Origin of the sequence: Brotaphodocola sp. (assembly GCF_050873065.1) — a bacterium.
Taxonomy (GTDB): Bacteria; Bacillota; Clostridia; order Lachnospirales; family Lachnospiraceae; genus Brotaphodocola.
In genome coordinates this window covers 32,990-59,780 of sequence record NZ_JBNMIC010000001.1, presented here as the reverse complement: position 1 = coordinate 59,780, position 26,791 = coordinate 32,990, and the positions used below count along the sequence as shown (strand labels likewise).

Sequence of the window (26,791 nt, the reverse complement as noted above, 5' to 3'; positions counted from 1 at the left end):
TCTAATCCATCTCTTCTTTGCTTTCGTCTTTCTTCTCTCCTCTCGGCTTTCTCATCAGATACATACATGCAGCCCCTGTGGACGCCATCATCAGCGCACCGCCAACCGCATAAAACAAAAAGGTTCCCCGTCCACCTGTTTCCGGCAGCGACACTCCATGTTTATTGATCACGATCGTCTCAAGAAATCCCTCTTCCTTATCCGAGACAAATGTAATCTCGCCTGTCGCCGCCTCCCCATTTAATGTCTCTAAAATCGGAGAATCCGAGAGGATCTGGTGTTCCGCCGTAATCGTAAAATAAAGTGCTGGCACCGTATTATATCCCGCAGGAGTGATCGACTCTGTCAGACGATAGGCGCCATCATCCAGACCGCGAAATGTAAAAATTGTTCCGGTTGTGTTTTTTTCCGGCACAAAAGTCTGCCAGTTTTCTTCTCCCTCATCCGTATCAGGCAGCTGTTTCTCCAGAACAAACTCAGCACCTTCCAATGCTTTTCCCGTCTCATCCTGCTTTTTTACCACAACCTTATAGGTAAACACGATTACCATATCTTCCAGTGTCTTTCCAGTCTCGCCATCCTGCCCCTCATTCGGATTGTTTGAATATTCCAGATACATTTTATTTGGATTTCCTTCCGCTCCCAGGGCCGCCTGATCGTTCAGACGCGACGCATATTCAACCGTCACAACACTGTCTGCCTTGACTTCCGGTATCGTCTTCATGTTCTCAAAGATCACCTCAAAGGTATCCCCATCTTCCGCCGATTCCTGCACAGAAAATCCCTGCGAGATCTCTTTATCATCGACAAACACATGCACGGTATCCGCCTGAAATTCCAGTCCCTCAGACTGCTGATCATGAAAAACAAAACGATATACCGGATATGAATCATAATTCGATGCCACTTTTCCCATCAGTCGAAACGGAACCAGATCATCCACATCATAATCCGCGGAGTCCTGCCAGTCAGATTCATTTCCCAGCGTATCATTCCGATCCTTTACCTTTTTCTCCGAAGACGGCTTGTCCGCCTTTGGGGTCATGTTCACATCCCCCACAATCTTCACCAGCCAGGTTGTATATGCATCATCCTTTCCTGCCTGAGAACCATCTTTATCTTTTATCAGATAATATCCTGACGGAACACTTAAAACCCGTTCTTCAGAAATCGTCTCAAATGCTTCCTCTTTTTTCAATCGAGCATATTTTTTGATTACGGAAAGTTTCTCTGCATCCGTCCCCTGCGCCCCTTCAATCTCTTTCAGAATTGAATCCGGAACTCCTGCACCACATTCACCGCTTCCATTTTCTCCCCACTTCACATTTGACAGAATTCCCTCCGTCTCGTCACCCACAAAAATCTGATAAACCTCATACTCATGGCCGTTATCCGGCGCAGTGATCGTATGCGTTGTTCCAGCGAGCGCTCTGACACTCATCATCATAGTTCCCATGCAGATCATCATCAAGAACCATGCCGCAAGCCTGCATCCCCACTCATACCATGTTGAATTCGTTCTCCTGGATTCTCCGTTCATCATTCATCCTCCTCTTTTCTTGGCCATGTTTTTGTACCATCTTGCCTCTTTTGCTTTGATGGTTCCGAAAAATCAGAAACCATATGAAATACACTTCCCATACCTGCAAAAATCAAAAAAGCTAGTGTTATATATCCATCCGTTCCGACCCCGCCGGTCTGAGGAAGTGTATATCTTTTTATCTTCTGGTCCGTCACTAAAATCCAACTGGAGAGAGTCTCATTCTGGCCATCCGCAATTTTAAGAATCTCCCCGTCCTCCATCCTATACACGCCGGTAAACTTCGCTTCTTCTAACAATGGAGAAATGAACTGCTCATAGTCCGACTCCTCAAAACAGAACCATGTTTTCGCCTCATTTTTTTCATATCCATCCGGCGCCTCGATCTCCTGTAAATAGTACAGACTGTTTCGATCCAAAAGGACACCATTTACCGGATCACCGCGGAACAGACACTCGCCCAGTGCATCTGTAATTCCCTCCGCCATCTGTTCCCCTGTCGAAGAATAAATGCCATAAAGAGCTCCCGGCACCGCTCTGCCACTCTCCTCCTCGCTCTTTTTCATTCGAACAAAATATTCCTCCGCACTGGAAGTAAAACTATAATCCTCCGCACAAAATTCAGTCCCCCACAAAGTAACTTTCGCCTCGTTATTCACCTCGCCCGCTCCGCCATCATTTTGAGCAGCCGTCTGATAGGTAAACTCATAACAATACGCCCCCGGACTCGCGACATGAATTCTAATGTGCTGAGAACTCCCTTCCACCTTTTCCACTGTAAAATCCGTTCCATATTGAAGCGGAAATGAGATTCCATTTTTATCCGTCACAACAACTGTCATAGACCCTGTTATGTAATAAATGTTTCCTGTCATAACATCATCAATCACGATCGATTGGCGACTTAAATCATAAAAATCGGGATTTAATGTAATTGTGTATTTAGAAAAATCCGAAGAATGAGATTTGCTGAGGAAGGGAGAGATATCAATGCTATAAATATTACGTGTTGTGTTTAACCATGCATGATTTTCAATAGAAGAATTTTCATCAATTAAAATCCAATCCTGACTATTTTCTAATGTCGAAATATAATTAATTACAATTACTATATTTTTCTGAAAATACCAATGTGTACAATAGTTATCACACTTATCTTGTTTTGCTTTATTGACCAAATATAATCTTGCTGGTTTCTTCATATTGTCCCAACGAAATGCTATTTCTAACTCTTTTTCTTGGGCTTCAGTTTCACTTAATAATTGCCTTTTTTCTCCATCGCAAATAATATATATATCTTTAATTAAATCGTAATTCCAATTAATAGAATTTCCTTCTAAGTCATACATAATATCTCTAATAGACCACTCCTTCGCCTTTCCTCCCGTATATCCCGGAATCTGGGCGGTGATTGTCCATTCAAATTGTCCTGTTAATCCATTAAAATACCCCGTCTTTGCAATCGTTCCTTCTTTGTGTGACTCAATTTTGATTGCAGGATTTTCTCTTTCAAAATCAACCGTACAGGAAAATGTTACATTTAACCGAATTTTCTTATTTTCCTTCATATTGATGCTTAAAACTTTTCCTGATTCTAAAATCTCTAATGTTCCAATCTCCACTCCATCACTCGCACAAATACTCTGCGATGAAATCTCAACTGCATTCATTCCTGTTGGCATAAGATACTGATAAATGCCTTCTTCCGGAATTCCCATTGGTGCATAAAAATGAATATTCAAATAATAACCGTCGTTGTCATAGACATGATAAATGCCTTCATCATCCGGCTCTATAATGGTTCCACCTGCGTCCAGAAGAAATGCATCAAAATTTGCCAGTTCTTTTTGGCTTCCTCGGCTGAGCACATAATCTTTTAAATCTTTTATGGCATTTGTATTCATGGCTTCTGAACTTTTTTCTGAGTTTTGGTTTAAATTTTGTTTTGGATCCTGTTCTGAATTTTTTTGATTTTTTGAGATGTTTAAATATAGATTTTCTGATTCCTGATCGTCTGTTTTTTTATTCTCCGGATTTTCTAAATTTTCTTCAGTTTCTTCTGGTAAATCCTCTTCCCACTCACTGCCTGATGCCGTAATAATTTTATCCGTATGATTTTTTTCTTCATCATCGTCATCGTTTAAATTATTCTTGCCATCATGTTCCAATTCTTTTTCTGTCTGATTGCTGTTTTCTGCATTTGAACTCGTGGCGTATTCTCTGATATTTTTTATAATATCATTCATTTTCCCTTTCTTTTTCACCTGTTCCATTATATTCATATTCCAACTATAATCTCCAGAAAAATATTCTTCTGTCATTCCAAATACAGGCGAATGTACTCTCATAACCAAAATAAATAAAATAATTATGATAAGAATTCTCATCAATATCCCCTTTAATCTGTCCCGCACTTCCCACTCAAACAGTCGGCGAATCCATTCTTCAAAATTCACGCTTATTCCCCTTTCTCAAAATTTCCTCTCTCAAAATAAAATTTAACTCTCGAAACTTATTATTTCTCCACACTACACAGTAAACTAGTCGATCATTGAATGGCCGAGGATTCCTGCTTAGATGTCCTAAATTTAATTGATTAAAAAAAGATACTTAAAACTGCCACATCAATAAACATCTACCACAAAAATAAACACAAAATGCATGAAACATAAAAATATAAATTTACTTTTTAACATTGATATAATATTGAACAGTATTGAATAATACAAAATATTTGAATATTAAAACTAATGTAATTATTTGAATTATTGAGATTTTAAGGATTATTTGAAAATTAGAAATTTAAATGTCGCATAGAAAGAAATATTAAATCTGCTTTTCTCTGATAGTTGTGATAGTTGGATTATAGTTCATCCATTCCTCTCTGTCAACCGGAAACTCAAAAACGATAACGTATATTCAACAAGAAGTTTAAAAATATTTGCACATAGGAATTGCTTTTTCCCCGTATCATATACTATAATTAAATTGAGCAAGTAGCATCTTTTATAGAGAGGAGTGATCTTATGAGAATAGAGCGAATTAATGACAACCAGATACGTTGCACTCTGACCAGTACCGATCTGAGCACACGCAACCTGAATCTGGGAGAGCTGGCTTATGGCAGTGAAAAAGCCCGTGGTTTATTTCGTGAGATGATTCAAAGAGCCTCCACTGAAGTAGGATTTGAAGCGGAAGATGATATTCCGCTGATGGTTGAAGCAATTCCGCTTTCTGGCGAGAGCGTCATGCTGGTAATTACCAAGATAGAAGATCCAGAAGAACTCGACACCCGCTTTTCCAAGTTTTCTCAGCTTTCCGAAGAAGAACCGGAATCCGGTTCCGGATTTGCCGGTGAATTCTTAGAAGGCGCAGATGATCTGATGGAATACCTGAACAAAGAGCTTCAGTCTATCTCCGAAGCTCCGGATCCGGAACTTTCCAGCATCGCAATGTCACAGGATTCTGATCTCAATTCTGCTCCGGCAGAGACAAAAAATGATTCGCAGGCAGCACCGAAAACACAGCTTCCGCAGACGCGTATCTATCGTTTCGACAGCCTTGATCAGGTTTCCGAAGCTGCCCGGGTAACCGTCTCGATTCCGCAGGGTATTAACACCCTGTACAAGAAACCGGGAACTTCCCAGTACTATCTGGTACTCAGCAGCAAGAATGTAGACCCGCTCGCATTCAGCCGGATCTGTAACATTCTGTCTGAATACGGAACCCGCGTAAAACCGGAATCCGCCAGCGAAGCCTACTATCAGGAGCATTATGAAGTCATCGTGCGTGCACATGCACTCGAAAAAATGGCTCTGATTTAAGAGCCGCACGTGCATATGTGCACACGCACAAAACTACAACAAAGCAATCAGACAACGCTGAAACAACCAACAATGGACACAGAAAAGGGCATGCCGAAAATTTCGGATGCCCTTTTTTGTAGAAAATTTTTAGAAAATCTCTATTTTTATTAATTTCCAATCTCCAATTTTTAATCTTCAATTAATTTTCAATCGTCAATCATCAATTTTCAATTTTCTGATTTTCATTTTCTGACTTTCTTTTTCTGTTTTCTGTCTGGTTCGTCAGCTTCCTTTTTTCTTATAAGGTAGCCAGTACCTCGTTGATACCGGTAACCAGATCATCACAGTCAATGCCATGAACCATGCATGCTTCCTCAAGGCTCTCCATCTGGGAAGACGGGCAGCCAAGGCAGTGCATACCTGCACGCATCAGCATCGGAGCGATCAGCTCATGCATCTGGATCAGATCTCCAATCAGCATGTCCTTGCTGATCTGAATGGTCTCTTTATTCTCCATGTCAATTTCCTCCTTGTTAGAATTCGCGGATGTACTCATACTATAATACTTTTTCCCAAAATTAGCAAGCTGTATTCCCGTTCTGCCATAAGTTACCTAAAGCTAACTGAAAATTGTACCCAATTTTATCCATTTGTGCAACATTTTCCTCTTGAATATTTTTAACAAATGGGATAAAATAGAGTAACAACGAATGTATAAGAATATTTAAGGAGGACTCATATCATGGCATATGTTATTACCGATTCATGTGTTAGTTGCGGAACTTGTGAGCCGGAGTGTCCGGTAAGCGCTATCTCTCAGGGAGACAGCCAGTACAACATCGATGCAGATGCTTGCATTTCTTGCGGAACCTGCGCAAGTGTTTGCCCGACCGGAGCAATCAACGAGGGCTAATTCTTTTCAATTAACCTACATAATCCCCTTCCGTATTATCATGCGGAGGGGGATTTTTTTGTATCTCTTCACATCTTCTTTCCGCTTCTCCCGAATTTCTTCTTTCTGAAAAACGGCATCCGCGTAGCCGCTGCCTCCGCCTTGCTCTTCCCACTTTTCTGACACGCGCGCAGAGTCTCATCGAGCATCTTAAATCTCTCTTCCTCCCGCTCATCACTGATTCTCATCATATATTCGAGTTCCTGTACCATACGGTCGTTCACCTGCCGGCTGATCTCCCCGCTGATTGCCTCGCTGTTCTCCTTGACGGCCTGTCCGACTGCATTTCCAATGATGTGATTCATGAGCTGCTGAAAACGCTGCATTTTTTCTTCCTGAGACAGGGCAGAGAGCTCCTGCCTGCTCTCTTCCTTCTCTCCACTCTTCTTCTCTTCCACTGCCATGATTTCCTCCGTCTTCCCCTCCCTTAAAATATCAACCGCATTCTGTCTGAGAATCTCATCCGGATCCACATTTTCATCACCGTCAAGCATGCGTTTTAATACCTGCTCAATTGCTTTGAGCTGATAACCTTTCTCCTTTAGTTCTTTCACCTTTTTCAAAAGCTGAATATGCAGGTCCGTATAATACCGATAATCTTTTCCATTGCGAGGTATTTTCAGCTGAAGCTCGTCCTCCCAATACCGAAGGACATGGGACTCAACACCCACAAGCTTTCCCGCCTCCGATATGGAATAATGTGTCCCGTCCATACGTTCTCTCCTTATGGTCTCTCATATTTTTCAAGTTTGCCCTGCCAGGGATACCCATATCAAAGATATACCAGAAATACGCTGGCAGATACACCATCCCTGTCTCTCTGCACTACTAGAAACATATGACTCCTTGAGAAGAATTATGAATATATGAATAAAAAAAGACATGAGCAGTCAGACAGGAATGTTGCTTCTCATTCCCATTTGACCGCCCATGTCTTCGATCTTTTACTATCTTTTACTATCTTTTATTATTTTTTCTATCTGACTATTTCATTGTCTGTTTTACTATCTGCTTCACTTCTAAGCTTACTTCGCCAGATTGACAAACTTCGTGAACTCCGGCTGCCAGAGCAGGTTGACGGTTCCAATCGGGCCATTTCTCTGTTTTGCGATGATGACCTCCGCGATATTCGGAGTATCGGTGTCTTTATTATAGTAATCATCACGATACAGAAACATCACAACGTCGGCATCCTGCTCGATCGCTCCGGACTCTCGAAGATCGGAAAGCATCGGGCGGTGGTCCGTTCTCGTCTCACAGGCACGGCTCAGCTGGGACAGGGCAAGTACCGGGGCATTCATCTCACGCGCCAGCGCCTTTAAGGATCTCGAGATTTCTGAGATTTCCTGCTGACGGTTGTCACTGCTTTTTCCGCTTCCGCTCATCAGCTGAAGATAGTCTATGATAATCATGCTCAGACCGTGTTCCAGTTTCATCTTTCTGCACTTGGAGCGCAGTTCCGTGATCGAGATACCCGGAGTGTCATCGATAATCAGATTGGAATTGCCGATCACACCGATTCCCTCGACCACTGCATCCCAGTCGGAATCCGTCAGATTTCCATTTCGGAGTTTTTGCGCATCGACATTCGATTCCATCGCCAGCATACGATTAACCAGCTGCTCCTTGGACATCTCCAGACTGAACACCATGCACGGCAGACCTTTGCGCACCGCCACATGATCGACCAGATTCAGCACAAACGCGGTCTTTCCCATGGAAGGACGGGCTGCAATCAGGACAAGGTCGGACGGCTGCATACCGGAAGTCTTGTAATCCAGATCAATAAATCCGGTCGGGATTCCGGTCACACTTCCCTGGCTCTTGGAAGCGACCTCAATCTTCTCCAGAACATTCAAAGCCACCTGTCGGATCGGCACAAACTCGCCGCCTCCACGACTCTGAAGCAGATCAAAAACTGTCTTCTCCGTAGTCGCAAGGATCTGATCGAGCGGTTCCTTTCCGGCATAACAGGTATTTGCAATCTCCTCATTGATCCGGATCAGTTTTCTCAAAACGGCTTTCTCACGGACAATATTGGCATAGGACCGCACATTCGCAGACGTCGGCACCGTCGTGATGATGTCGCGGACAAAGTCAAGACTGCTGACCTCCGGCGGTACATCCTTCTCCTTCAGGCGGTCCTGAAGGGTGATCAGATCAACCGGTTTGCCCTCGTTAAAAAGCTCCACCATCGTCTCAAACATGATGCCGTACTGTGTCTGATAAAAATCAGAAGCTGTCACGATCTCTGAGGCAGCAATGATCGCCTCCCTGTCCATCAACATGGAGCCGATCACCGACTGTTCTGCCTCAATGCTGTGAGGAGCCACCCTTTTCATCAAAGGTTCATCCATACATTTGTTTCTCCTGTGTTTCTCTCCGCACCAAAACATTTATGCAGGCAGGACTTCACGCATCATTCTCCACGCATGGAATCCGCCTGCATATCTGCCCGGCACTCTGCATTCCGAGTTATGCTTCCGTTACCTTAACAGTCAGCTTTGCAGTTACATCCTTGTGCAGTTTTACAGGAACCTCATGCGTGCCAAAAGTCTTGAGCGCTTCCGGAAGAACCATCTTCTTCTTGTCAATCTCCAGACCAAGCTGATCCTTTGCTGCCTGTGCAATCTCCTTGCTGGATACAGAACCGAAAGCTCTTCCGCCCTCTCCTGCCTTCATCTTCAGGGTCACGGAAAGCTCTCCGATCTTCTCTGCGAGTGCCTTTGCCTCCGCTAACTGCTCTGCTGCGACCTTCTCAGCATTTGCCTTCTGCAGTTTCAGGTCATTCAGGTTCTTTGCAGTTGCCTCAACACCTAACTTCTTCGGCAGAATGAAGTTGCGCGCATATCCGTCATTTACCTTTACAATCTGTCCCTTTTTTCCAAGTGCCTTTACGTCTTCTAATAATACGATTTCCATTATGATATATCTCCCTTCTCTAACATCTGGTCGATCACCGCTTTCACGCGGCGCTTTGCTTCCTCGACCGTCATATCTTTCAGCTGGGCACCGGCGATCGTCCTGTGACCTCCGCCGCCTAACTGTTCCATCATCACCTGCACGTTGACTTCGTCAATCGAGCGGGCGCTCAGATAGATAACTCCGTGATGCTCGGTCAGCACCACAGAAGCCTTGATGCCCTTGATCTCAAGCAGTTCGTTTGCTGCCTGTGCACCGACAACGGTCGGGCTCTCAAGCCCTTCTGCCGGACATTCTCCGATCGAAAATGCATCCCGGTAGACCTCCGCAGAGGCAATCGTCGCAGCCTTTGCCTTGTAATCCACCATATTATCGCGGAACAGCTTGCGCACTCGCGTCACATCTGCTCCGCAGCGCCGCAGATAAGCGGCTGCCTCAAACGTGCGAACGCCCGTCTGATTGGTAAAGTTATTCGTGTCAATGACAATGCCGGCGTACATCGCATCTGCTTCCGCAGACTTGATCTTGATTCCGTCCGCAATATACTGGAGCACTTCCGCAACCATCTCACACGCGGAAGATGCATACGGCTCCACATAGGAGAGAACGGCATTTGAGATGATCTCACTGCTCTGCCGGTGATGATCGAGAACCACGATCGTCTTCACCATCTTGAGCAGTTCCGGCGCATCGGTGATGCTCGGGCGGTTCACATCCACAACCACAAGCATCGTATTCGCATCCACGAGTTCCGCCGCCTGCGCACCCGACAAAAACATATCATCCGGATATTCCGGATTGTCGACAAAGCGATCCATCATCGGCTTCACGGAAGTCGTGACCTCATTGATGACAATATGTGCCTTCTTGTTGAGCGCAGTCGCAATTCGGAAAATACCGATCGACGCTCCAAAGCAGTCGATATCGCCGATCCGGTGTCCCATGATCAGGAGGCGGTCTTTCGTCTCCATCAGCTCTCTCATCGCATGTGCCTTGACGCGGGCCTTGACGCGGGTCGCTTTCTCAAGCTGCTGAGATTTTCCACCGTAATACTGGATCCGGCTTCCATCTTTCAACACGGCCTGATCTCCGCCGCGACCGAGCGCCATATCAATCGCAACACGCGCATAATCATAATTCTGCGCGTAAGTATCTCCATTCATACCGATTCCGATACTCAGCGTCACAGCCATCTCATTTCCGATGTTGACTGTCTTGACGTCCTCCAGAATAGAGAAACGCTCCTCCTGAAGCTGCTGAACATATTTCTGCTTAAGAATAAAGAAATACTTATCTTTCTCGAGCGTCTTCACCACACCGTCCATTGCACTGATATACTTGTTGATCTTTCGGTCAATCAGCGCTGTCAGAAGGGAGCGGCGCACCTCCTCGACACTCTCAAGCGCCTCATCGTAATTGTCGAGGTAAATCAGTCCGGCAACCATCTTCTCGTCCGTGATTTCCTGCAGACAGCGAAGCATCTCTGTCTCGTCAAACAGATAAATCGCGAGCAGTTTCTGTCTGCTGATCAGCGCTTCCTTCTCCTCTTCCTCCGAACTGCTCACATAGATCGGCTGAATGTCCAGTCGAAATTTCTTATTTCCATAAGAAGTATGAACCAGAACGGTACCGTCATCCGGCACCAGATCATTCCGGGTCAGATTCGGAAAAATAGAAAGGAGGCTCTTTCTGCTTCCCTTTTCTGTCTGGATCGCCTCCTGAAACGAGCGATTCATCCAGAGCAGCCGTCCATCCTCATCCGCCAGCGCATACGGGATCACCATATCCGTCAGAAGCTGTTTCTGGATCCAGGCATACTCGGAAGAAAACTCCACCAGACCGCCGAGAATCCGCTTGTGACTGTACATATAAATCCAGACCGCTGTTCCGATGTAACACACCGTAAACGGAATCATAACCAGTGCTCCCACACGGCTTACCAGAAACAGAGCGGCATTCCCGCATACCAGAAAGACAGAAAGCACGATGGGCCAGGACAGATATCCCTTGAGCTGTCCCTTTACCACGATATTCTCTTTCATATTTTTGTTCTCCTTGCCGAATTCCTGAGAATTCCAACAGTCGTATCATACGCTTTACCCCTAATTATACCATACGAAGCGCCAAACGTCCACAATGAACGCGGCATCCGTTACAGTTCATGCGTCGCGCAGTTACTGTTCACGCGTTGCGCAAACAGTAACGGATTTTGCCGATGCTTCGCATTCCAGATCGGCAAAATCTGCTGTCACCACTGTATCATACGGCATTTTCAGTTCAGAAAATGCCTACCCGTGTACAGTAACGTCGCGCAAACCGTATCATAATCATATGGGATTTTCCACTCAGAAAATTCCCACCGGCAGGCCGGAAGCGCGATTGTCTTTTTCTCAAAATTATACTAAAATGAAAAGGTGACTTTTGATGAAAGATTTTTATTTTTCCTACGAAATACAAAAAAGGAGATTATCTTATTATGATTAAAAAAGAAATTTCTGAAATCAAGCGCCAGTTCACCCCTAACAACTGCTCGATCTCCCGCATCTGCGGCTGCTATGTGGACGGAGAAAAGAATAAAAAAGCAACCTTCAAGGAGGCTTTTCTCTCCCTTCCTGAAGAAGATATGTTCAAATATTTTGAGATTTTGAGAAAAAATCTCTCCGGAACACTCGGAAAAAATCTTCTGAATCTGGAGTTTCCGCTCTCCGCTGAGGGCGAGGGTACCCCGCACGACCTACTGATGAAACTGCGTGCCACCCGCCTGACCGATGATGAACTGCTCGACACGTTCTACGACCAGATTATTGAGAGCTACGACTATGTCGGCAACTTTCTGATTCTTCTGATTCACGACGCCTACGACATCCCGGGACGCACCTCGGACGGCATTGAGATGGAAGACGCCTCCGACGAAGTGTACAGTTACATTCTCTGCTCTATCTGTCCGGTTGATCTCTCCAAGCCTGGTTTAAGCTACAATGAGATCGAAAGCAACTTCCAGAACCGAATCCGCGACTGGGTTGTCGGAATGCCGGAGTGGGGATTTTTGTTCCCTGCATTCAACGACCGCTCAACCGACCTTCATTCTACCCTTCTCTACACCAAGAAGAGTGAAGATCTCCATGACAGCGTTGTCGAGCAGATTCTCGGCTGTCCGCTCCCGCTCCCGGCAGGCTCACAGAAAGAATCCTTTCAGGCGATCATCGAGGACACACTCGGCGATGCCTGTGACTACGAGACCGTAAAGGCCATCCATGAAAATCTCAACGAACTGATCTCTGAACACAAAGACGATCCGGAACCTGTCGTTCTCGACAAGTATCAGGTGAAAACCCTTTTGGAAAACAGCGGAGTCGAGGAAGAACAGCTTGAGAACTTTGACCAGAATTTTGACGAGACCGCCGGTGAACGCGCCTCAATCTACGCTTCCAACATTGCAAGCACCCGCGCTTTCGAGGTAAAAACCCCGGATGTCGTCATCAAGGTAAACCCGGAGCGCACAGATCTCGTTGAGACGCGCGAGATCGACGGCCGCCAGTGCCTCGTGATCACAATTGACGGCGGAATCGAGGTAAATGGAATTCTTGTAAACCAGAACGGTGGAACAAACACAGAAAATTAGACTTGAATCCATTATGTGCAAACGGCGACAGGAGCTGAGAAAGTACATGCAAACCCGTGTGACATGTCGGTGCTTAGACTGCGTAGTTTGCAGTCTTATGCACCGCTACATGGAACCCGGAACGAGAGTGTGTTTGCATGACTTTACTCACGACCGGAGCCGTTTTTTATTTTAAAGTAATACGGAATCTCAACAAGAAGCATGATACTCCACCCACAGGCACAGGCGATCGCCACTCCGTAAATTCCCATCTTTGGTGCCAGAATCCACGTAAAAATCACTCGTAACGCCGTCTGGATAAACGTTCCGAGAAGCGTCATCTTCATCATTCCCATTCCGCGGTAAAATCCCTGAAATCCATTCGTAAATGCCGGAAAGATATAAAAGAACGCCATTGTTCCGAGATACTGCGCTCCGATCATCACAATCGCTTTCGCATCCTCCCCGGTAACAAAAAGCCCCACAATCGGTCTGCGAAGCAGAAGCACGACCCCGCAGATCAGAATCCAATACAAAAACTCCAGACAGAGTCCATCCCGAAATCCCCTGTGAAGTCTCTCCTCCTTCTTTGCCCCTCGATTCTGCGCCACAAACGTCGTGATTCCATGGGAAATACTCTGCTCCGGCATACAGGCAAAATCATCAACCCGGTTCACTGCATTAAACGCCGCAATCGTGTTGACACCGAGTGCATTGACCGAACCCTGAATCAGAAGTTTTCCGATCGGCTGGCAGGACTGCTGCAGCGCCGTCACGGTTCCATATTGAAGTGTCGTCTTCAGAAGCCCGAAATCCATCCGAAACTCTTTTCTTCTCAGCTGCAAAAGAGGAATTTTCCGGTAAACGTACCAGATGGAAAGTCCCGCTGATACCGCCTCCGCGACAACTGTCGTGACGGCCGAACACACAATTCCAAAGCCGAGAATTCCGATAAAAATCAGATCCAGAACTCCATTCAGGATCGACGAAAACATCAGAAATTTCAGCGGTGTCTTAGAGTCTCCCACACTCTTGAGTGCCGATGCAAGCGCATTGTAAAAGTAGGTAAACGGCGCCCCGAGGAAAATGATTCTCAGATAAACCGAAGTCATCTCCATAAGCTCTTTTGGCACATTGAGGGCCCCCAAAAGCCACGGTGTAAAAAGAATCCCAAGCGCAATCACCGCAAGCGAAAAATACAGACCAAACAAGACGGCTGTCGCCATTTCCCGCTTTAACTTCTCATACTGCTTTCCGCCAAAAAACTCACTCATCAGCACGCCGGCACCCATACAGATGCCAGAGATTCCCAGAATGACGATATTCATGACCGGGCTCGCCATTCCCTCTGCCGCCAGCGCTTCCTTTCCGATGAACCGACCCGCGATGATCGAATCCACCGCATTGTAGGTCAGCTGAAACAGATTTCCCAAAACCAGAGGAATCGAATATGCAAGCAAATGCTGCGGAATTTTCCCCTCTGTCATATCGACCGTTGCCATCTCATTCTCCTCCCCTTTTTATCATCTTTTCTTTTTTCTTTTTCTTTTCTCTTTTTATTTTTCTCTTTTTATTTCTTCCATTTTTTAACTTTACTTTTTTTCCATTTTTATCTTTTTTCTTATTTTCCTACTCCGTGCTGATCCGGCTCGCAAGGAATTTTCTCATGGTGTCTGTAATCTTCTTTCCGTCCATCGGTTTTACCAGATGCGCATTCATTCCCGCCTCCAGACTCTGCTGAATGTCCTGTTCAAAAGCATTTGCACTCATCGCGATAATCGGGATCGCAAATGCGTCCGCGCGGTTCATCCCACGAATCCTTCTCGCCGCCTCCAGCCCATCCATGATCGGCATCATAATATCCATCAGAATAATATCGTAATACCCGACTTCTGATTTTTCAAACATTTCCACGGCTTCCAGCCCATTGACCGCCGTGAAGACTTCGATATTTTCCTGTTCAAGATGGAATTTTGCAATCTCCAGATTCAGGTCATTGTCCTCCACAAGCAGCGCCTTCACGCCCTTCAGGGAAATCTTCTCAATCGGCTTTTTCTCTATCTGGGGGTTCGGATCAATCTTGAACGGAAGAAGAATCGTATATCTCGTCCCCTCATTGATCTTGCTCTCCACATTTAAAGTGCCGCCCATCAGCTCTACGGTCTGCTTGACAATCGACAGGCCGAGCCCAACGCCGTTTATGCTGTTCAGAGAAGTATTGTTTGCCTGCGAATATGCTTCAAATGCGTGCTTTAAAAACTCCTCGCTCATTCCGATTCCCGTATCCGCATTGACCAGTTCAATCCAGACCGTATCGCCCTCAACCTTGACTTCCTTACAGCAGCAGTAAATACTTCCGCCCTTCTTGTTGTATTTAATTGCATTGCTGTTGAGGTTCATCAGAATTCTTGAAAGTCCCTCTGCACTTCCAAGCAGATATCTGTGCTTGATATAGCCCGGTTTCCAGTCCACGACCTCGTGAAGCCCCTGCGCCTTGGTCTGAATACTTGTCATCGCCGTCACACTCATCAGCAGGTCAATCAGGTTAAACGGCTGATCAGTCAAATTAATCGAACGATTTTCGAGATGATTCATATTCAAAACATTGTTGACGAGAGAAACCAGATAATTAGTCGCGATCCACATCTTCTCCCTGCACTCATTCTGCTTTTTCATATCCATCGGATAGGCATCCGCAATCCTGAGCATTCCCTGTATGCCGTTGATCGGAGTTCGGATATCGTGAGAGATCGACGAGAGAAAACGGCTCTTCATCTCATTTGCTGAGATTGCCTTCTCCTTCTCCTCTTCTAAAAGTTTTTGCTCCGCGGTTTTGATTTTTTCCTCGTTGAAAGACTTCGTCAGATCGCGCACATAAGTGATTGCCAGAATATCTCCATCCTCCTCATCCTCAAACATGATGATATGCTGTTCCGCCAGCATCGGCTCTGAAAAAATATTTTTCGTCCAGTAGCGATGCGAAAGATGCGTCTCCCCATTCTTGAAATGCTCCAGCAGATTTGAAATTTTTAAAAACTCCAGGTAGGAAGATCTCTCCTTCTCCGCAACGTGATCTCCCCAATAGACAATTACATCCGTAAATCTCGCATTTTCCGGAAATCCGAGCCTCTCATTGATATTGTACTCTTTTCCGTCAAGCACCTGATACATCACTCCCGGAATACAGTCTTTTGTCAGATTGATGTTATAAAAAATTCCCATGCTCTCCGCAAATGCGTGCTCCAAAACTTCGATTTTCTTCTTTAGCTTCTGGATTTCCATATAATCAGGTCCTCCTCGCTCCCAGCTTCTCTTTTCTTTTCCATTCTACACCCTCAGCCCCCTTCTGACAAAGCCAAAATCCCGCCACAACATCACATTCCCTGTGTCTTCCCCATCCCGCAGCTTACCAGTCTCATGCAAAAATTTTACAGAACTTTGCAGAATTTTGCATCATCTTCTTTTATTATACTCTCCTGAAGATTTCTGTCAATTTATCCCTCATCCCGATTTTTTATCTAAAATTTTTCATAAAAAAGTACCGCAGAATCTCTGGATCACTCCATACCATTCTGCGGCACTCCCTAATCTAAATTTTATGCAGCTTTATACAGCCCCTCAAACTGTCTCTGTGTCTCTGTTACTTTTTACGCTTTCTCAATCCGGATCACAGATTTCTCTCCCCTTGATACCATGCCCTTCTTCAGAAGCGTAACCTTCTCTCCACTGGTGAAAATCACCGGAGATACGGTTTTCTTACCTGCACTCTTCACATAGTCGAGATCTACTTTCACAAGAACATCTCCACTCTTTACACGGTCACCCTGCTTTACGGAAACCTCAAATCCCTTTCCGTTCAGTTCAACCGTATCGATTCCAAGATGAATCAGAATCTCGGAACCATCATCCGCGCGAAGTCCGATTGCATGACCGGTCGGGAACACAACTTCCACAATTCCGTCTACCGGTGCCTGAACCGTACCCTCTGTCGGCTCAATCGCAAATCCGTCTCCCATCATCTTCTGAGAGAATGCCGGATCCGGAACCTGCTCCATCGGAATCACATTTCCTGTGATCGGTGCAACAAATTCTGCCTGCTTCGGTGCAGATTTGGTTTCTTTCTTCAGTGCCTCGCGCACATTTGCGGCGATTCCCTCAACCTTCGGTCCGTAAATAACCTGAATGTGGACATCGCTTGAGTGAACGAATCCCATTGCACCTGTTTTCTTCAGCCTTGCCTCATCAACTGCGCCCATGTTCTTCACATCGACTCTCAGTCTGGTCAGACAGTTGTTTACTACTTTGATGTTATCCTTGCCGCCCAGACCCTCGATGATCTCCATTGCCTGTGCAAGCTGTTTGTTGCCAATATTTGCAGTTCCTGTGCTCTCTGTCTCTTCCTCGGAATCCTCATCTGCAACATCGATGGAAAGGTTCTTCTTTGTCAGATAGGTCTTGAATACCAGATAGTAAGCGATGAAGAAGAACGGTCCTACAATCACGATCCAGTACCAGTGAGAACCCGGCTGGAATACGCCCCAGATGAAGAAATCGATCAGGCCGCCGCCCGTGTTACCAACGATAACCTTGAATGCTGCCATCAGCATGAAGGAAAGACCACCCATGATTGCATGGAAAACAAACAGTGCCGGTGCCACGAACATGAAGGAGAACTCCATCGGCTCGGTGATTCCGGATACCACGCTGGCTGCAACGCCTGCGATCATCAGTGCCTTCACACGTGCTTTCTTCTCTGCCGGTGCGGTGCGGTAAATTGCAAGTGCTGCACCCGGAAGACCAAACATCATCATCGGCATCTTGCCCTGTCCAAGGAATACGGTGAACGGCTGAAGCTCAGACAGATCTACCTTATCTACGAACTGAAGGAAGATGTTTAAGCAGCCCTCAACGCCCTCAAACACACCACCGATTGCAGTGGTACGGAAGATACCATTCAGAACGTGATGCAGACCGGTCGGGATCAGCAGACGCTCTAAGAATCCATAACAGAATACTCCTGCAAGACCTGATGCGGAAATCAGACCGCCCAGTGAATCGATTCCCATGGAAATCGGCTCCCATACAAGCGGAGCAACGAGTCCGACAGCCGTCATAGCCAGAATAACAACAAGTGCTACGAAACGTTTTCCACCGTAGAAGGATACTGCTACCGGGAATGTCACCTTGTGATACTTGTTGTGAAGCGCCGCCGTTACGATACCAGTGATCATACCGGCAACCGCACCCATATCCATCGTCTCAACGCCAAGAATCGTGGATATTTTCAGTGCACTGAAATCCATAAAACCAGAATTAATCATACAAGCGGATGCCACCAGGAATGTATAATATCCGATGAAACCCGCAAATGCAGCAATTTCTTTTTCTTCCTTAGCAAGTCCGAATGCAATCGAGATTGCAAACAGAACCGGGATCAGGGTAAATACAATGCCGGATACCTTGTTGATTGTCGTGATAATGAAATGAAGAATTCCAACCGACAAAATCGGTACCGCAGCCTGTACCTGTGCCTTTAAAAGCGCAGCACTGAGTCCCAGGACAATACCGCAGGCTGCCAGTGCCGCGATCGGCATCAGCAGGCTTCGGCCAAGGTCCGAGAAGAAATTCATGACTTTGCTCTTGTTCATACTAAACCTCCCACGCCGCGGTTCCCACACCGCGGCGCCTTTCACATGTTTTCTGCTTCCCCTCTGTTGTATGTATTCTTACAACTATTTATCCTATACGTTCACATTGTCTTTTTAAGTCTTCTCTATTCAGTTTTCTCGCAAGTCACTTATAAATGTCAATTACTTTAACTCCGGCCACATGCCCTTGTTGGCCTCGATCAGGGCATCAAGAACCTTTCTTGCCTTCTTTGCATCGCCGATCAGACGGTTCAGGGTGAATGCCTGAAGAGCCTTCTCATAAGAGTGCTCATAGTAAGCATCTACAATCAGCTTCTCGCAGGATACCTGGTTTACAAGAAGACCAAGATAGAACTGCGGGATGTTGCCGACTCTCATCGGACGCGGTCCGTTGATACCAAGCTCACAAACAACCTCAACCATTGCATCGTCCTGCATGTTTGCGATTGCACCGTTGTTCTCCACGATCAGGATGTGACGGCTGTTCTTGTTGTATGCGATTGCCTCTGCAACCTTGATCATCATCTCTGCATGTGCATCGGAGATAGCGTGGAAACGGTCGCCCAGCTTGCCTTCCTTGATAACTTCTGCACACTCGGTGAAGACTCTCTTCTCACGTCCTGCCATAACCTCATCTGCTCTCGTGAAGTTCGGATCCAGATGCTGTACCTTGTAGTCCGGGTACAGATAGTACTGGTCATAGGTGTTCGGCAGGTAGTCCGGGAAGTCAGCCATGATGGTCTGAACCATTCCGTAAGTATCCAGCCAGGACTGGTCTCTCTGCTCTGCATCCTGCGGAAGGAAACCGTTCTTAGCGATCGTCTCACGGATCTTCGGAAGCAGGTCCTCACCAGTATGTGCATCATAGATGTGGGTGAACCAGCCATAGTGGTTTAAGCCGAAGTATACCGGATCAAGATCCTCCCAGTTGCATCCCAGCAGACGGCTGCAGGAACGTACTACGTTCTCCGGCTGGTCGCAGATGTTTAAGATTCTCTTGTCATCCGGGAACTCTCTGCGGAGTGCCTCTGCTACGATAGCAGCCGGATTGGAGTAGTTTAAGATCCATGCATCCGGAGCATAGTTACGAATGTCGTGAACAGCCTTGATCATGTCTACGCAAGAACGCAGACCGTAAGCCATTCCACCGGCACCACAGGTCTCCTGTCCGATCATTCCCATGGACAGCGGAATGTGCTCATCTTTTGCACGCATCGGAAGACCGCCGGCTCTCATCTGCATGAATACGAAATCCATTCCCTCGTATGCTTCCTTGATGTCGGTCGTGTAGGAGAAGTCAAGCTCCGGGAAACGCTCCTTGAACAGGATCTCGCCGTACTTTCCGATCGGCTCCTGACGCTCTGCATCGATATCAAACAGAACCAGCTTCTTTAACGGGAATTCCTCTCTCAGTCTTACGAAGGACTTTAAGAATCCCAGTGTATAAGTGCTTCCTCCACCTACGATACATACATTATAACTCTTCATTGCTACTCCTTTCTCTCTCTCGAGATACCCTCTTCGTTTCTGTTGAGACAAGCATACACGTTTCTCAGTAAGATGTAAATAGTTTCTGTTTGTTCTGATTACAGTCTCTTATTTTATTATTTATTACTCTAATAGTAATTTTTTTCATTGACAAGCATGGCATTTTTGCCATAAAATAAAATCAGCGATTTCAGAATTTATGCATGATTTATGCCATTAGGGAAATTTGCCCAAAAGGTCCCTGAAAAAGCCACCATTTAAGGAGAATTTCATGTTTCCACTTCAGTTAAACGATCAGATCATCCAGAGCCTGAGCAAAAATGAGTTAAAAATTCTTCAGTACGTGTACGAGCACAGTTCAGAAACCTGCGAGATGAGCATTCAGGAATTTTCCAAAATAATCTCCTACTCCCCGGCCACGGTACTCCGCTTTTGCCGGAAACTCGGCTTCTCCGGATTTGCAGAATTCAAGTACGCGCTCCGCACCAACGCCTCCCACCAGTCCGGACAGCAAAAGTCCACTCCCCTTCCCGGAATCCCGGAGCCGTCCCTCTCAATGGAACGACAGATGATTCTCTCTGAGATGCTCAACAACATCTCCGGGACTTCCCACCTGATCTCCCAGGATCTCTTAGAGCGCACCTTCGCCTTCTTCGACAGCGACTGCCCGATTTACCTCTTCTCCCCTGCCGGAATCACGGAGATTCCCTGTGACTATTTTGAGAAAATGCTCTTCTCCGTCGGCCGCCAGAATGTTTACCGCACCGCCTCCGCGCGCATGTGTGAACATCTTTTGCACTCCGTCACCCAGAAAGCCCTGCTGATTCTCATCAGCACCTCCGGAAACTTCGGACCGACCGAGCGGCTCGCGAGAGTGGCAAACACAAACGGGATCCCGATCCTCGCAATCACCCCGTACTCGAGCAACTCGATCGCCTCCCTCGCCCAGATCAACTTCCGCTTTTTCACCGATCAGCGAGAGAACCGGGGCGCAGAGTTCACCTCCCGCCTTCCGATCCTCTACATTATCTACATCATCATCAGCTGTTACCTTGACTACAAGCAGAAAGGAGATTCCCATGCTTCCGACCTTTGAACACGCTCACTCGCTTTTTCTGACACCGACTGAGGCGGAGATTCTCAGCTGGGTTGAACATCATTTTCCCCAGTGCCTCTACATGAACCTTGCGGAAATGAGCGATCAGCTCTACACTTCAAGCGCCACGATCGTCCGCTTCTGCCAGAAACTCGGATTTAAGGGATTCAATGAGTTCAAATATCAGCTCCGCCAGCAGCTCAAGGAGGAGAAAACGTCCGCGCTCTTCTCCGAGGACATCATCGAGCACTCCCTCGTCCTCTTTCGCGACACCCTCGAACAGCTCGACCTCATCGCCCTCCAGAGAGTTGCTGACCTTCTGACTGCCCACCATCCCGTCTACATTTACGGCTCAAATTTAAGCTCCCTTGCTGCCCGTTATCTTCACGCCGTGCTCTCAAGCCTTGATTACAGCTGCATTCTGATCGAATGGCAGCAGCTTCTCGGCGGTCTCGTCGGACAGATCAACAGCGATTCCATCCTCCTCATCATCAGCGCGCACGGGGATCCCGCCCGCTATCAGCCGATTTTTGAGACGGCGAGAGAGCGAAAGATCACGACGATTCTTCTGACGAGTGAACCGGACAGCCCTCTCGTTCCTTTAAGCAACTTCGCCTTCTTATCAAACGATCCGAACCGGGAGCTTGCCCACGTCGACATCAACCCGCGAATCGGACTGTTCACGATCGTCCAGATCCTGATTGAGTTAGTCACCCTCAAGAAGAAGCGGAGCAGTTTTCCGAAAACGGAGGAAGAAATGCCGGCACTGCCTCCGGATATCCCGTAAAATAAAAAACAAATTTCCTATGAAAAAAAGCTGTCACCGGGCAGAGCATACATTTGCTCTATCCAGTGACAGCTTTCTCATTTTTCATCTTTAAAACTTTGTTTCCCACCTTTTATTTTCAGGTGAGGGAATGCAAGCGCATCGTGCATTTGACTACTTAAGCACACCCGGCTTCGGGAAATAGCGGAACAAGACTTTCGCAATGATCTTTTCCCGCTTCACATAGGTATTCTGCCATCTGCGCGCATCAAGAGAATAGTTTCGGTTGTCTCCCATCATAAAATAGGAGTCCTCCGGCACCTCAAAATGCATCGCCGCTTCCGGAATCATAGGCTCACGGATATACGGCTCGTCGAGCGGCTCGCTTGAACCGTTTAAGTAGACCTTTCCATCCACGATGTCAACCGTGTCCCCGGGCATACCGATGATTCGCTTCACATAAAAAATCTTCTCATTGTCCGGGAAACGGAAGATCACAATATCGCCTCGCTGCGGGTCCTCAAATTTGTAGCTGAGTCTCGAACCGATCACGCGGTCTCCCGTCATAATCGTATTCTCCATCGAACCACTCGGCACCTCACTGTTGGCAATGATAAATGTATTAAGCGCCCACGCAATCACAGCCGCCGAGACAATGATTTTCAGCCACTCCCAGACTTCCCGTTTCCAGCTCGTCTTCTTCTCATTGTGCGGAATATCCCAGTTTTTAGGCTCCTCAGACTGGCCATCTGTCTGGTTCTCCCCGCACTCCGGCTCATTTGGCTCTTCGCCCGGAAACATCTCTTCTTTTCTGTCTTCCTTCATTCTGTCAAACCTGCTTTCCAGCGCTGACTTCGTGACTGCTCACACGTTGCGAAAACGGCAGCCGCCGTCTCTTATTTGTTGCGGTACTGCTCGAGAAGACGATTGATTCGCTTCGTCGGATTCAGCAGCTCGCTCAGAGAATCGTCGTGATTCAGGTTATCAATAATCAGCGCAATATACTTGCTCATATCCACATTGATATAGTACGGGCGGGACAGAAGCTCCGGAGTCTGGTAAACCAGATTGGTCGTCAGAATCCGGTCAATAATGCCGTTCTCATAGTACTCATCAAACTTTGCAAGACCGTTCGTAAACAGACCAAAGGTTGCGCAGATGAATACCTTTCTTGCCTTTCTGCGCTTGAGCTCTTTCGCTACATCCTGCATGCTCTCGCCGGAGGAGATCATATCATCCACGATGATGACATCCTTGCCTTCTACGCTTGAACCAAGGAACTCGTGAGCCACGATCGGGTTGCGTCCATTGACAATCTTCGTGTAATCACGGCGCTTGTAGAACATACCCATATCCAGTCCGAGAACATTTGCAAAGTAGACAGCACGGCCCATTCCGCCCTCATCCGGGCTGATGACCATCATGTGATCGCTGTCGATCTGAAGATCTGTCTCAGTCTTGAGCAGATACTTGATGAACTGGTAGATCGGCTGAACCGTCTCAAATCCCTTTAACGGAATTGCGTTCTGGACACGCGGATCATGTGCATCAAAGGTAATGATGTTCTCCACGCCCATGCGGGTCAGCTCCTGAAGTGCAAGTGCACAGTCGAGGGACTCTCTGCTCGAGCGCTTATGCTGGCGGCTCTCATAGAGGAACGGCATGATGACATTGATGCGGCGTGCTTTTCCTGTGGTCGCTGCAATGACACGCTTCAGATCCTGGAAATGATCGTCCGGAGACATATGATTCGTCATTCCGCACAGAGAATAAGTCAGGCTGTTGTTGCACACATCCACCAGAAAATACAGATCATCTCCGCGAACAGATTCTTCAATCGTTCCCTTCGCCTCACCGGAACCGAAACGCGGGGTCTTCGCCTCGATGATATAAGAATCTTTCTGGTATCCCGCAAATGCAATCGTGGACTTGTGCTCGCTCTCCCGCTCCTTGCGCCATTCTACCAGCCATGCGTCAACTTTTGCGCCCAGCTCAGCACAGCTCTTGAGCGGAATCAGGCCCAGCGGGCCAACCGGAATGGTCTCAATGGTTTTCTCTTCGTAGATCATTTCATCCTCCATATATAATGTGAAAAACGCGCCCGGAATCGTCTTGATTCATTTTGATTCACACGTTCCGTAAACCGCGTTCTCGCAAGGTGATTAATTGCTTCGTTTTATTCTTTTTTTCCGCAATTATTAACGTATCCTTTATAACATTATGCACCGATGAAGTCAAGCTAATCACGGAAACTTTGCCTTTTTTGTTCCCGCACCGTATCATACGGGTATCATCGTTTTTCTCACACGGATGTCTCCGCCGTAAAGCGGAATCATCATGTAGCTGCTCATGATCCTCGAGGTCACACGGTCCGAGTAGGCATCCCGCATCATATCCATCGACAGATTCGTGGAGATGATCGTCCCCTTTTTGCGGTTGATTCTCTCATTGATGCAGTAAAAAAGCTGAGAGGAGACGAAAGTATTGTTGACCTCGGTTCCAAGATCATCGATGATCAGCATCTCACACTCCAAAATGTGGCGGTATGCCTCCTCACAGTCCTCCTCACTGCCCCTGCCAAACTTGTACTTGGAAAAAATTTCAAACAGATCCGGAGACGACAGATAGATCACGGAGACATATCGATCCATGAGAGCCTTCGCAATGCAGTTTGTCAGAAAAGTCTTTCCCACTCCCGTGCTTCCCGTAAACAGGATATTCTGACCGCTTCTCGGGAAATTTTCCGCAAATTCCCGGCAGCGCTTCACAACAAGCTGCATATAGGAGAACACCGTCCGGTTCAGCCCCGGGAGCAGCTGTTCGTCGTCATAATAACTGAAGGTCAGAGTATCAAAATTCTCTCGCTTCAAGACTTCCTCGATATTCGACTGCGCATAGAGAACCTGAAGCCGTTTTCTCTCAAAGCAGTGACAGCGATGACCATTCATGTACCCGGTATCCTGGCAGTCCGGACAACGGTATCTCATCTCCATGTAGTCCGCCGGGTAACCGCCTGCCGCCAGAAGAATCTGCTTCTGTTCTCTCAAATCAGCGAGTTTTCTCCGAAGCGTCTCCCTCGCATTCGGATCTCCGTGCAGCGCCATTCTCGCACACTCCGCCCCGCTCCCCGCAATCTCCTGATCAAGCTTCTCGATCTGCGGAATCCGCCGGTATACTTCCTGAACCCGCGCATCGCGCTCCACCCGGTCTTTTCTCTGCTGCTGCTCATACTCCCGCATCAGCGCATTGTACTGAGAATTGCTCAGTGCCATCTGTCACTCCCTCTCTCTTTCTACAAAAATTCAAGTCGACGCAGGCACCTGCCCGGCACCTAATCCTGTCGAGCCCTGCTGACATCTTCACTGATATCTTCCAAACTCCAGACCTGCCACTGGCACATCTTCGATATACGAAGCAATCAAAATCACTGCTCTCCGAGCCATCCCTTCACCTGATCGAGCACGAGAGAATCATAATCAGTACTTCTCTGCTCAAAATTGTGGAAGCGGTTGACCGGGGCCTTGACCGCGATCCTCGGACTCTGCCGGTTCTGATTATTCTGATTGTTCTGGACCCGCCGCTTCTCGTCGATCTGGTTCACGTCGTCCATCGTCTTCACTCCCGCATCCCGCCAGTCAGAAAGAATCTTATCTGCATAGCGGAAACTCGGCTTGTGCGTCGCCTCCATCGTTCTGCGGCATGCTTCAATGACAAGTTCACGGGAGAGTCCATATGTCTTAAACCATTTCTCAATCATCTCCCGCTCCCCGTCTCCGGGCTTGCGGTCATTCAGGCCAAACGCGCGCATCACCGCAAACGCATCTTTCGTAAATCCGCTCGAATATGCCCTTGCCTCCTCGACAGTCTGAAATCCCTTCTCATGCCAGTTCATGCCGACTGCCTCGATATAGCGCACACTCGTGTGGCCATTCTGAACACAGTATTCCACCAGATACTCGAGCATCTCCGCAGACAGGTGGAGTCCCTCATAGAGATTTGCAAAGATGTCCACATCTCTCGGCGTAAAGATCCGGTTTAAATACCTCTGCGCGATATAGAGAAGCTGCGAGAAATCCTCATCATTCTCAAGCGGTGAACGCTGGGACTCCTGCTCCGTCCCGGACTCCTGACGCACAGAAGACTGCTCCGTCTCCCCCGGCTCCGTCGTTTTTGCAGACAGAAGATCAGCGACTATCGGATCTTTGACAAGCAATCCGCTCTGGGCGATCGGCACTGCATCCCGGATTCTCGGTTCCCGTCCCCAGATCGCACTCGTTCTCATTCCCTCGCCCACGCCGGAATCTATTTTTTCTGTTTCTGCCCTTTTCTCGTCCTGCCCGCTGCCTGCTTCCTGTTCTTTCTCCTTCTTCTCCGGCTCATGCTCCACTTTTGTCAGATGATCAATCAGACTCTCAGAATGACCGGATTCTTTTTCAGAAGTTTCTTTCTTGAAAACCTCGACAGTCTCCGTTTCTGGGAGATCCCGCACTCTCTCCACAGAGTTCTTCCCGGAATCATCCTCAGACTTTCTGTCGGACTCTTTCTTGAAATTCTTTTGAGAATCCTTTTCAGATTCAGAAGCTTTTTCAGAGGTTTCCACTGACGGCCCTGCCCCCAGTCCTCTTCTCTGACCGATCACTCTGGCGCTGTTTTCCCGCACCTGCTCAATCGGCATCTCTCCAAAAAGAGCAGACAGACCGCCGAGAGAGGGGCGTGCAGTCTGAAATCCTCTCGTTCCAAGCGAATATTTTCCGCTGCTCTCCTCCCCCGCACGGCTTGCAGGACTGGAAACGTCGTCAGCCCGATCATTTCTGCTCTTCGGCACCGCAAGGCTGAGATCCTCCTTGATCAGAGTTCTGACCGCCGGCACAGTCTGCGCTTCCTTCTGGGAATCCTGCCCTTGTGCTTCCCCCGCAGTGCTTCCATTCTCCACAGGCTCCGGATCCTCAGGCGCAAAGAGATCCTCCATCGT

General features: G+C 47.2%; 20 protein-coding genes. 5 read left to right on the top strand and 15 right to left on the bottom strand.

From position 1 onward, the window contains the following. Position 1: 1 nt before the first annotated feature. On the bottom strand, positions 2–1,540 hold the full coding sequence (locus tag ACR0QE_RS00245; protein ID WP_432626384.1) for an isopeptide-forming domain-containing fimbrial protein: 1,539 nt from the start codon (positions 1,538–1,540) through the stop codon (positions 2–4). Next, positions 1,540–3,996, bottom strand: a complete 2,457-nt coding sequence (locus ACR0QE_RS00240) for a prealbumin-like fold domain-containing protein (RefSeq protein ID WP_432626383.1) — start codon at positions 3,994–3,996, stop codon at positions 1,540–1,542. Before ACR0QE_RS00240 ends, ACR0QE_RS00245 begins: the two co-directional genes overlap by 1 nt. 570 nt (positions 3,997–4,566) lie before the next feature. On the opposite strand from ACR0QE_RS00240, the gene ACR0QE_RS00235 reads away from it, so the two are divergent. After that, the gene (locus ACR0QE_RS00235; RefSeq protein ID WP_432626382.1) at positions 4,567–5,364 is read left to right on the top strand and encodes an adaptor protein MecA; all 798 of its coding nucleotides are present in this window, start codon (positions 4,567–4,569) and stop codon (positions 5,362–5,364) included. A 280-nt stretch (positions 5,365–5,644) separates the two neighbouring features. Here the strand turns inward: ACR0QE_RS00235 and ACR0QE_RS00230 are convergent, their stop codons facing one another. Further along, a complete protein-coding gene (locus ACR0QE_RS00230; RefSeq protein ID WP_432626502.1) occupies positions 5,645–5,845 on the bottom strand; it encodes a DUF1858 domain-containing protein in 201 nt (66 codons plus the stop codon). Between the two features lie 243 nt (positions 5,846–6,088). On the opposite strand from ACR0QE_RS00230, the gene ACR0QE_RS00225 reads away from it, so the two are divergent. Then, on the top strand, positions 6,089–6,259 hold the full coding sequence (locus tag ACR0QE_RS00225) for a DUF362 domain-containing protein (protein WP_432626381.1): 171 nt from the start codon (positions 6,089–6,091) through the stop codon (positions 6,257–6,259). Positions 6,260–6,327: 68 nt separating this feature from the next. On the opposite strand, the gene ACR0QE_RS00220 is transcribed toward ACR0QE_RS00225, so the two are convergent. The 4 genes from ACR0QE_RS00220 to ACR0QE_RS00205 all read right to left on the bottom strand — a co-directional run bounded on the left by ACR0QE_RS00220 (position 6,328) and on the right by ACR0QE_RS00205 (position 11,262). Continuing rightward, positions 6,328–7,011 carry a helix-turn-helix domain-containing protein gene (locus tag ACR0QE_RS00220; RefSeq protein WP_432626380.1) on the bottom strand — a complete coding sequence of 228 codons (684 nt, stop codon included), beginning with the start codon at positions 7,009–7,011 and terminating at the stop codon, positions 6,328–6,330. Positions 7,012–7,323: 312 nt separating this feature from the next. Continuing rightward, on the bottom strand, positions 7,324–8,655 hold the full coding sequence (gene dnaB, locus ACR0QE_RS00215; RefSeq protein WP_432626379.1) for a replicative DNA helicase: 1,332 nt from the start codon (positions 8,653–8,655) through the stop codon (positions 7,324–7,326). A gap of 118 nt (positions 8,656–8,773) precedes the next feature. Then, positions 8,774–9,220 carry a 50S ribosomal protein L9 gene (rplI, locus tag ACR0QE_RS00210; RefSeq protein WP_432626378.1) on the bottom strand — a complete coding sequence of 149 codons (447 nt, stop codon included), beginning with the start codon at positions 9,218–9,220 and terminating at the stop codon, positions 8,774–8,776. Further along, positions 9,220–11,262 carry a DHH family phosphoesterase gene (locus ACR0QE_RS00205; RefSeq protein WP_432626377.1) on the bottom strand — a complete coding sequence of 681 codons (2,043 nt, stop codon included), beginning with the start codon at positions 11,260–11,262 and terminating at the stop codon, positions 9,220–9,222. Before ACR0QE_RS00205 ends, rplI begins: the two co-directional genes overlap by 1 nt. 434 nt (positions 11,263–11,696) lie before the next feature. Here ACR0QE_RS00205 and ACR0QE_RS00200 point away from each other — a divergent pair, with 434 nt between their 5' ends. After that, positions 11,697–12,842 (top strand): DUF4317 domain-containing protein, encoded by a 1,146-nt coding sequence (locus ACR0QE_RS00200; protein ID WP_432626376.1) that lies wholly within the window; start codon positions 11,697–11,699, stop codon positions 12,840–12,842. A 143-nt stretch (positions 12,843–12,985) separates the two neighbouring features. Here ACR0QE_RS00200 and ACR0QE_RS00195 read toward each other — a convergent pair whose 3' ends face one another. From ACR0QE_RS00195 to ACR0QE_RS00180, 4 genes are all read right to left on the bottom strand, one after another. Continuing rightward, on the bottom strand, positions 12,986–14,323 hold the full coding sequence (locus ACR0QE_RS00195; protein WP_432626375.1) for an MATE family efflux transporter: 1,338 nt from the start codon (positions 14,321–14,323) through the stop codon (positions 12,986–12,988). A 127-nt stretch (positions 14,324–14,450) separates the two neighbouring features. After that, complete coding sequence (locus tag ACR0QE_RS00190; protein ID WP_432626374.1) at positions 14,451–16,103, bottom strand: ATP-binding response regulator; 1,653 nt, start codon at positions 16,101–16,103, stop codon at positions 14,451–14,453. Between the two features lie 365 nt (positions 16,104–16,468). Then, a complete protein-coding gene (locus ACR0QE_RS00185; RefSeq protein WP_432626373.1) occupies positions 16,469–18,469 on the bottom strand; it encodes a glucose PTS transporter subunit IIA in 2,001 nt (666 codons plus the stop codon). 162 nt (positions 18,470–18,631) lie between these two features. Then, positions 18,632–19,957, bottom strand: a complete 1,326-nt coding sequence (locus ACR0QE_RS00180; RefSeq protein WP_432626372.1) for a 6-phospho-alpha-glucosidase — start codon at positions 19,955–19,957, stop codon at positions 18,632–18,634. Between the two features lie 271 nt (positions 19,958–20,228). Between ACR0QE_RS00180 and ACR0QE_RS00175 the strand changes: the two genes are divergently transcribed. Together ACR0QE_RS00175 and ACR0QE_RS00170 are read left to right on the top strand one after the other, a co-directional pair. Then, positions 20,229–21,053, top strand: a complete 825-nt coding sequence (locus tag ACR0QE_RS00175) for a MurR/RpiR family transcriptional regulator (RefSeq protein ID WP_432626371.1) — start codon at positions 20,229–20,231, stop codon at positions 21,051–21,053. Then, positions 21,037–21,840, top strand: a complete 804-nt coding sequence (locus ACR0QE_RS00170) for a MurR/RpiR family transcriptional regulator (RefSeq protein ID WP_432626370.1) — start codon at positions 21,037–21,039, stop codon at positions 21,838–21,840. The genes ACR0QE_RS00175 and ACR0QE_RS00170 overlap by 17 nt, the downstream gene beginning before the upstream one ends. A 153-nt stretch (positions 21,841–21,993) precedes the next feature. Here the strand turns inward: ACR0QE_RS00170 and lepB are convergent, their stop codons facing one another. The 4 genes from lepB to ACR0QE_RS00150 all read right to left on the bottom strand — a co-directional run bounded on the left by lepB (position 21,994) and on the right by ACR0QE_RS00150 (position 26,788). Next, entirely contained in the window at positions 21,994–22,644 is a 651-nt protein-coding gene (lepB, locus tag ACR0QE_RS00165; RefSeq protein ID WP_432626369.1) for a signal peptidase I, read from the bottom strand. A gap of 71 nt (positions 22,645–22,715) precedes the next feature. After that, on the bottom strand, positions 22,716–23,888 hold the full coding sequence (locus ACR0QE_RS00160; RefSeq protein ID WP_432626368.1) for a ribose-phosphate pyrophosphokinase: 1,173 nt from the start codon (positions 23,886–23,888) through the stop codon (positions 22,716–22,718). Between the two features lie 210 nt (positions 23,889–24,098). After that, a complete protein-coding gene (locus ACR0QE_RS00155) occupies positions 24,099–25,091 on the bottom strand; it encodes an ATP-binding protein (RefSeq protein WP_432626367.1) in 993 nt (330 codons plus the stop codon). A 152-nt stretch (positions 25,092–25,243) separates the two neighbouring features. After that, positions 25,244–26,788 (bottom strand): DnaD domain protein, encoded by a 1,545-nt coding sequence (locus ACR0QE_RS00150; protein WP_432626501.1) that lies wholly within the window; start codon positions 26,786–26,788, stop codon positions 25,244–25,246. Between the last annotated feature and the right edge of the window lie 3 nt (positions 26,789–26,791).

Bases quoted from the DNA above. Each gene is read 5' to 3' on its own strand.
- ACR0QE_RS00245 (WP_432626384.1), bottom strand. From the start codon at position 1,540: ATGAACGGAGAATCCAGGAGAACGAATTCAACATGGTATGAGTGGGGA.
- ACR0QE_RS00235 (WP_432626382.1), top strand. From the start codon at position 4,567: ATGAGAATAGAGCGAATTAATGACAACCAGATACGTTGCACTCTGACC.
- ACR0QE_RS00225 (WP_432626381.1), top strand. From the start codon at position 6,089: ATGGCATATGTTATTACCGATTCATGTGTTAGTTGCGGAACTTGTGAG.
- ACR0QE_RS00220 (WP_432626380.1), bottom strand. From the start codon at position 7,011: ATGGACGGGACACATTATTCCATATCGGAGGCGGGAAAGCTTGTGGGT.
- dnaB (WP_432626379.1), bottom strand. From the start codon at position 8,655: ATGGATGAACCTTTGATGAAAAGGGTGGCTCCTCACAGCATTGAGGCA.
- rplI (WP_432626378.1), bottom strand. From the start codon at position 9,220: ATGGAAATCGTATTATTAGAAGACGTAAAGGCACTTGGAAAAAAGGGA.
- ACR0QE_RS00205 (WP_432626377.1), bottom strand. From the start codon at position 11,262: ATGAAAGAGAATATCGTGGTAAAGGGACAGCTCAAGGGATATCTGTCC.
- ACR0QE_RS00200 (WP_432626376.1), top strand. From the start codon at position 11,697: ATGATTAAAAAAGAAATTTCTGAAATCAAGCGCCAGTTCACCCCTAAC.
- ACR0QE_RS00195 (WP_432626375.1), bottom strand. From the start codon at position 14,323: ATGGCAACGGTCGATATGACAGAGGGGAAAATTCCGCAGCATTTGCTT.
- ACR0QE_RS00190 (WP_432626374.1), bottom strand. From the start codon at position 16,103: ATGGAAATCCAGAAGCTAAAGAAGAAAATCGAAGTTTTGGAGCACGCA.
- ACR0QE_RS00185 (WP_432626373.1), bottom strand. From the start codon at position 18,469: ATGAACAAGAGCAAAGTCATGAATTTCTTCTCGGACCTTGGCCGAAGC.
- ACR0QE_RS00180 (WP_432626372.1), bottom strand. From the start codon at position 19,957: ATGAAGAGTTATAATGTATGTATCGTAGGTGGAGGAAGCACTTATACA.
- ACR0QE_RS00175 (WP_432626371.1), top strand. From the start codon at position 20,229: ATGTTTCCACTTCAGTTAAACGATCAGATCATCCAGAGCCTGAGCAAA.
- ACR0QE_RS00170 (WP_432626370.1), top strand. From the start codon at position 21,037: ATGCTTCCGACCTTTGAACACGCTCACTCGCTTTTTCTGACACCGACT.
- lepB (WP_432626369.1), bottom strand. From the start codon at position 22,644: ATGAAGGAAGACAGAAAAGAAGAGATGTTTCCGGGCGAAGAGCCAAAT.
- ACR0QE_RS00160 (WP_432626368.1), bottom strand. From the start codon at position 23,888: ATGATCTACGAAGAGAAAACCATTGAGACCATTCCGGTTGGCCCGCTG.
- ACR0QE_RS00155 (WP_432626367.1), bottom strand. From the start codon at position 25,091: ATGGCACTGAGCAATTCTCAGTACAATGCGCTGATGCGGGAGTATGAG.
- ACR0QE_RS00150 (WP_432626501.1), bottom strand. From the start codon at position 26,788: ATGGAGGATCTCTTTGCGCCTGAGGATCCGGAGCCTGTGGAGAATGGA.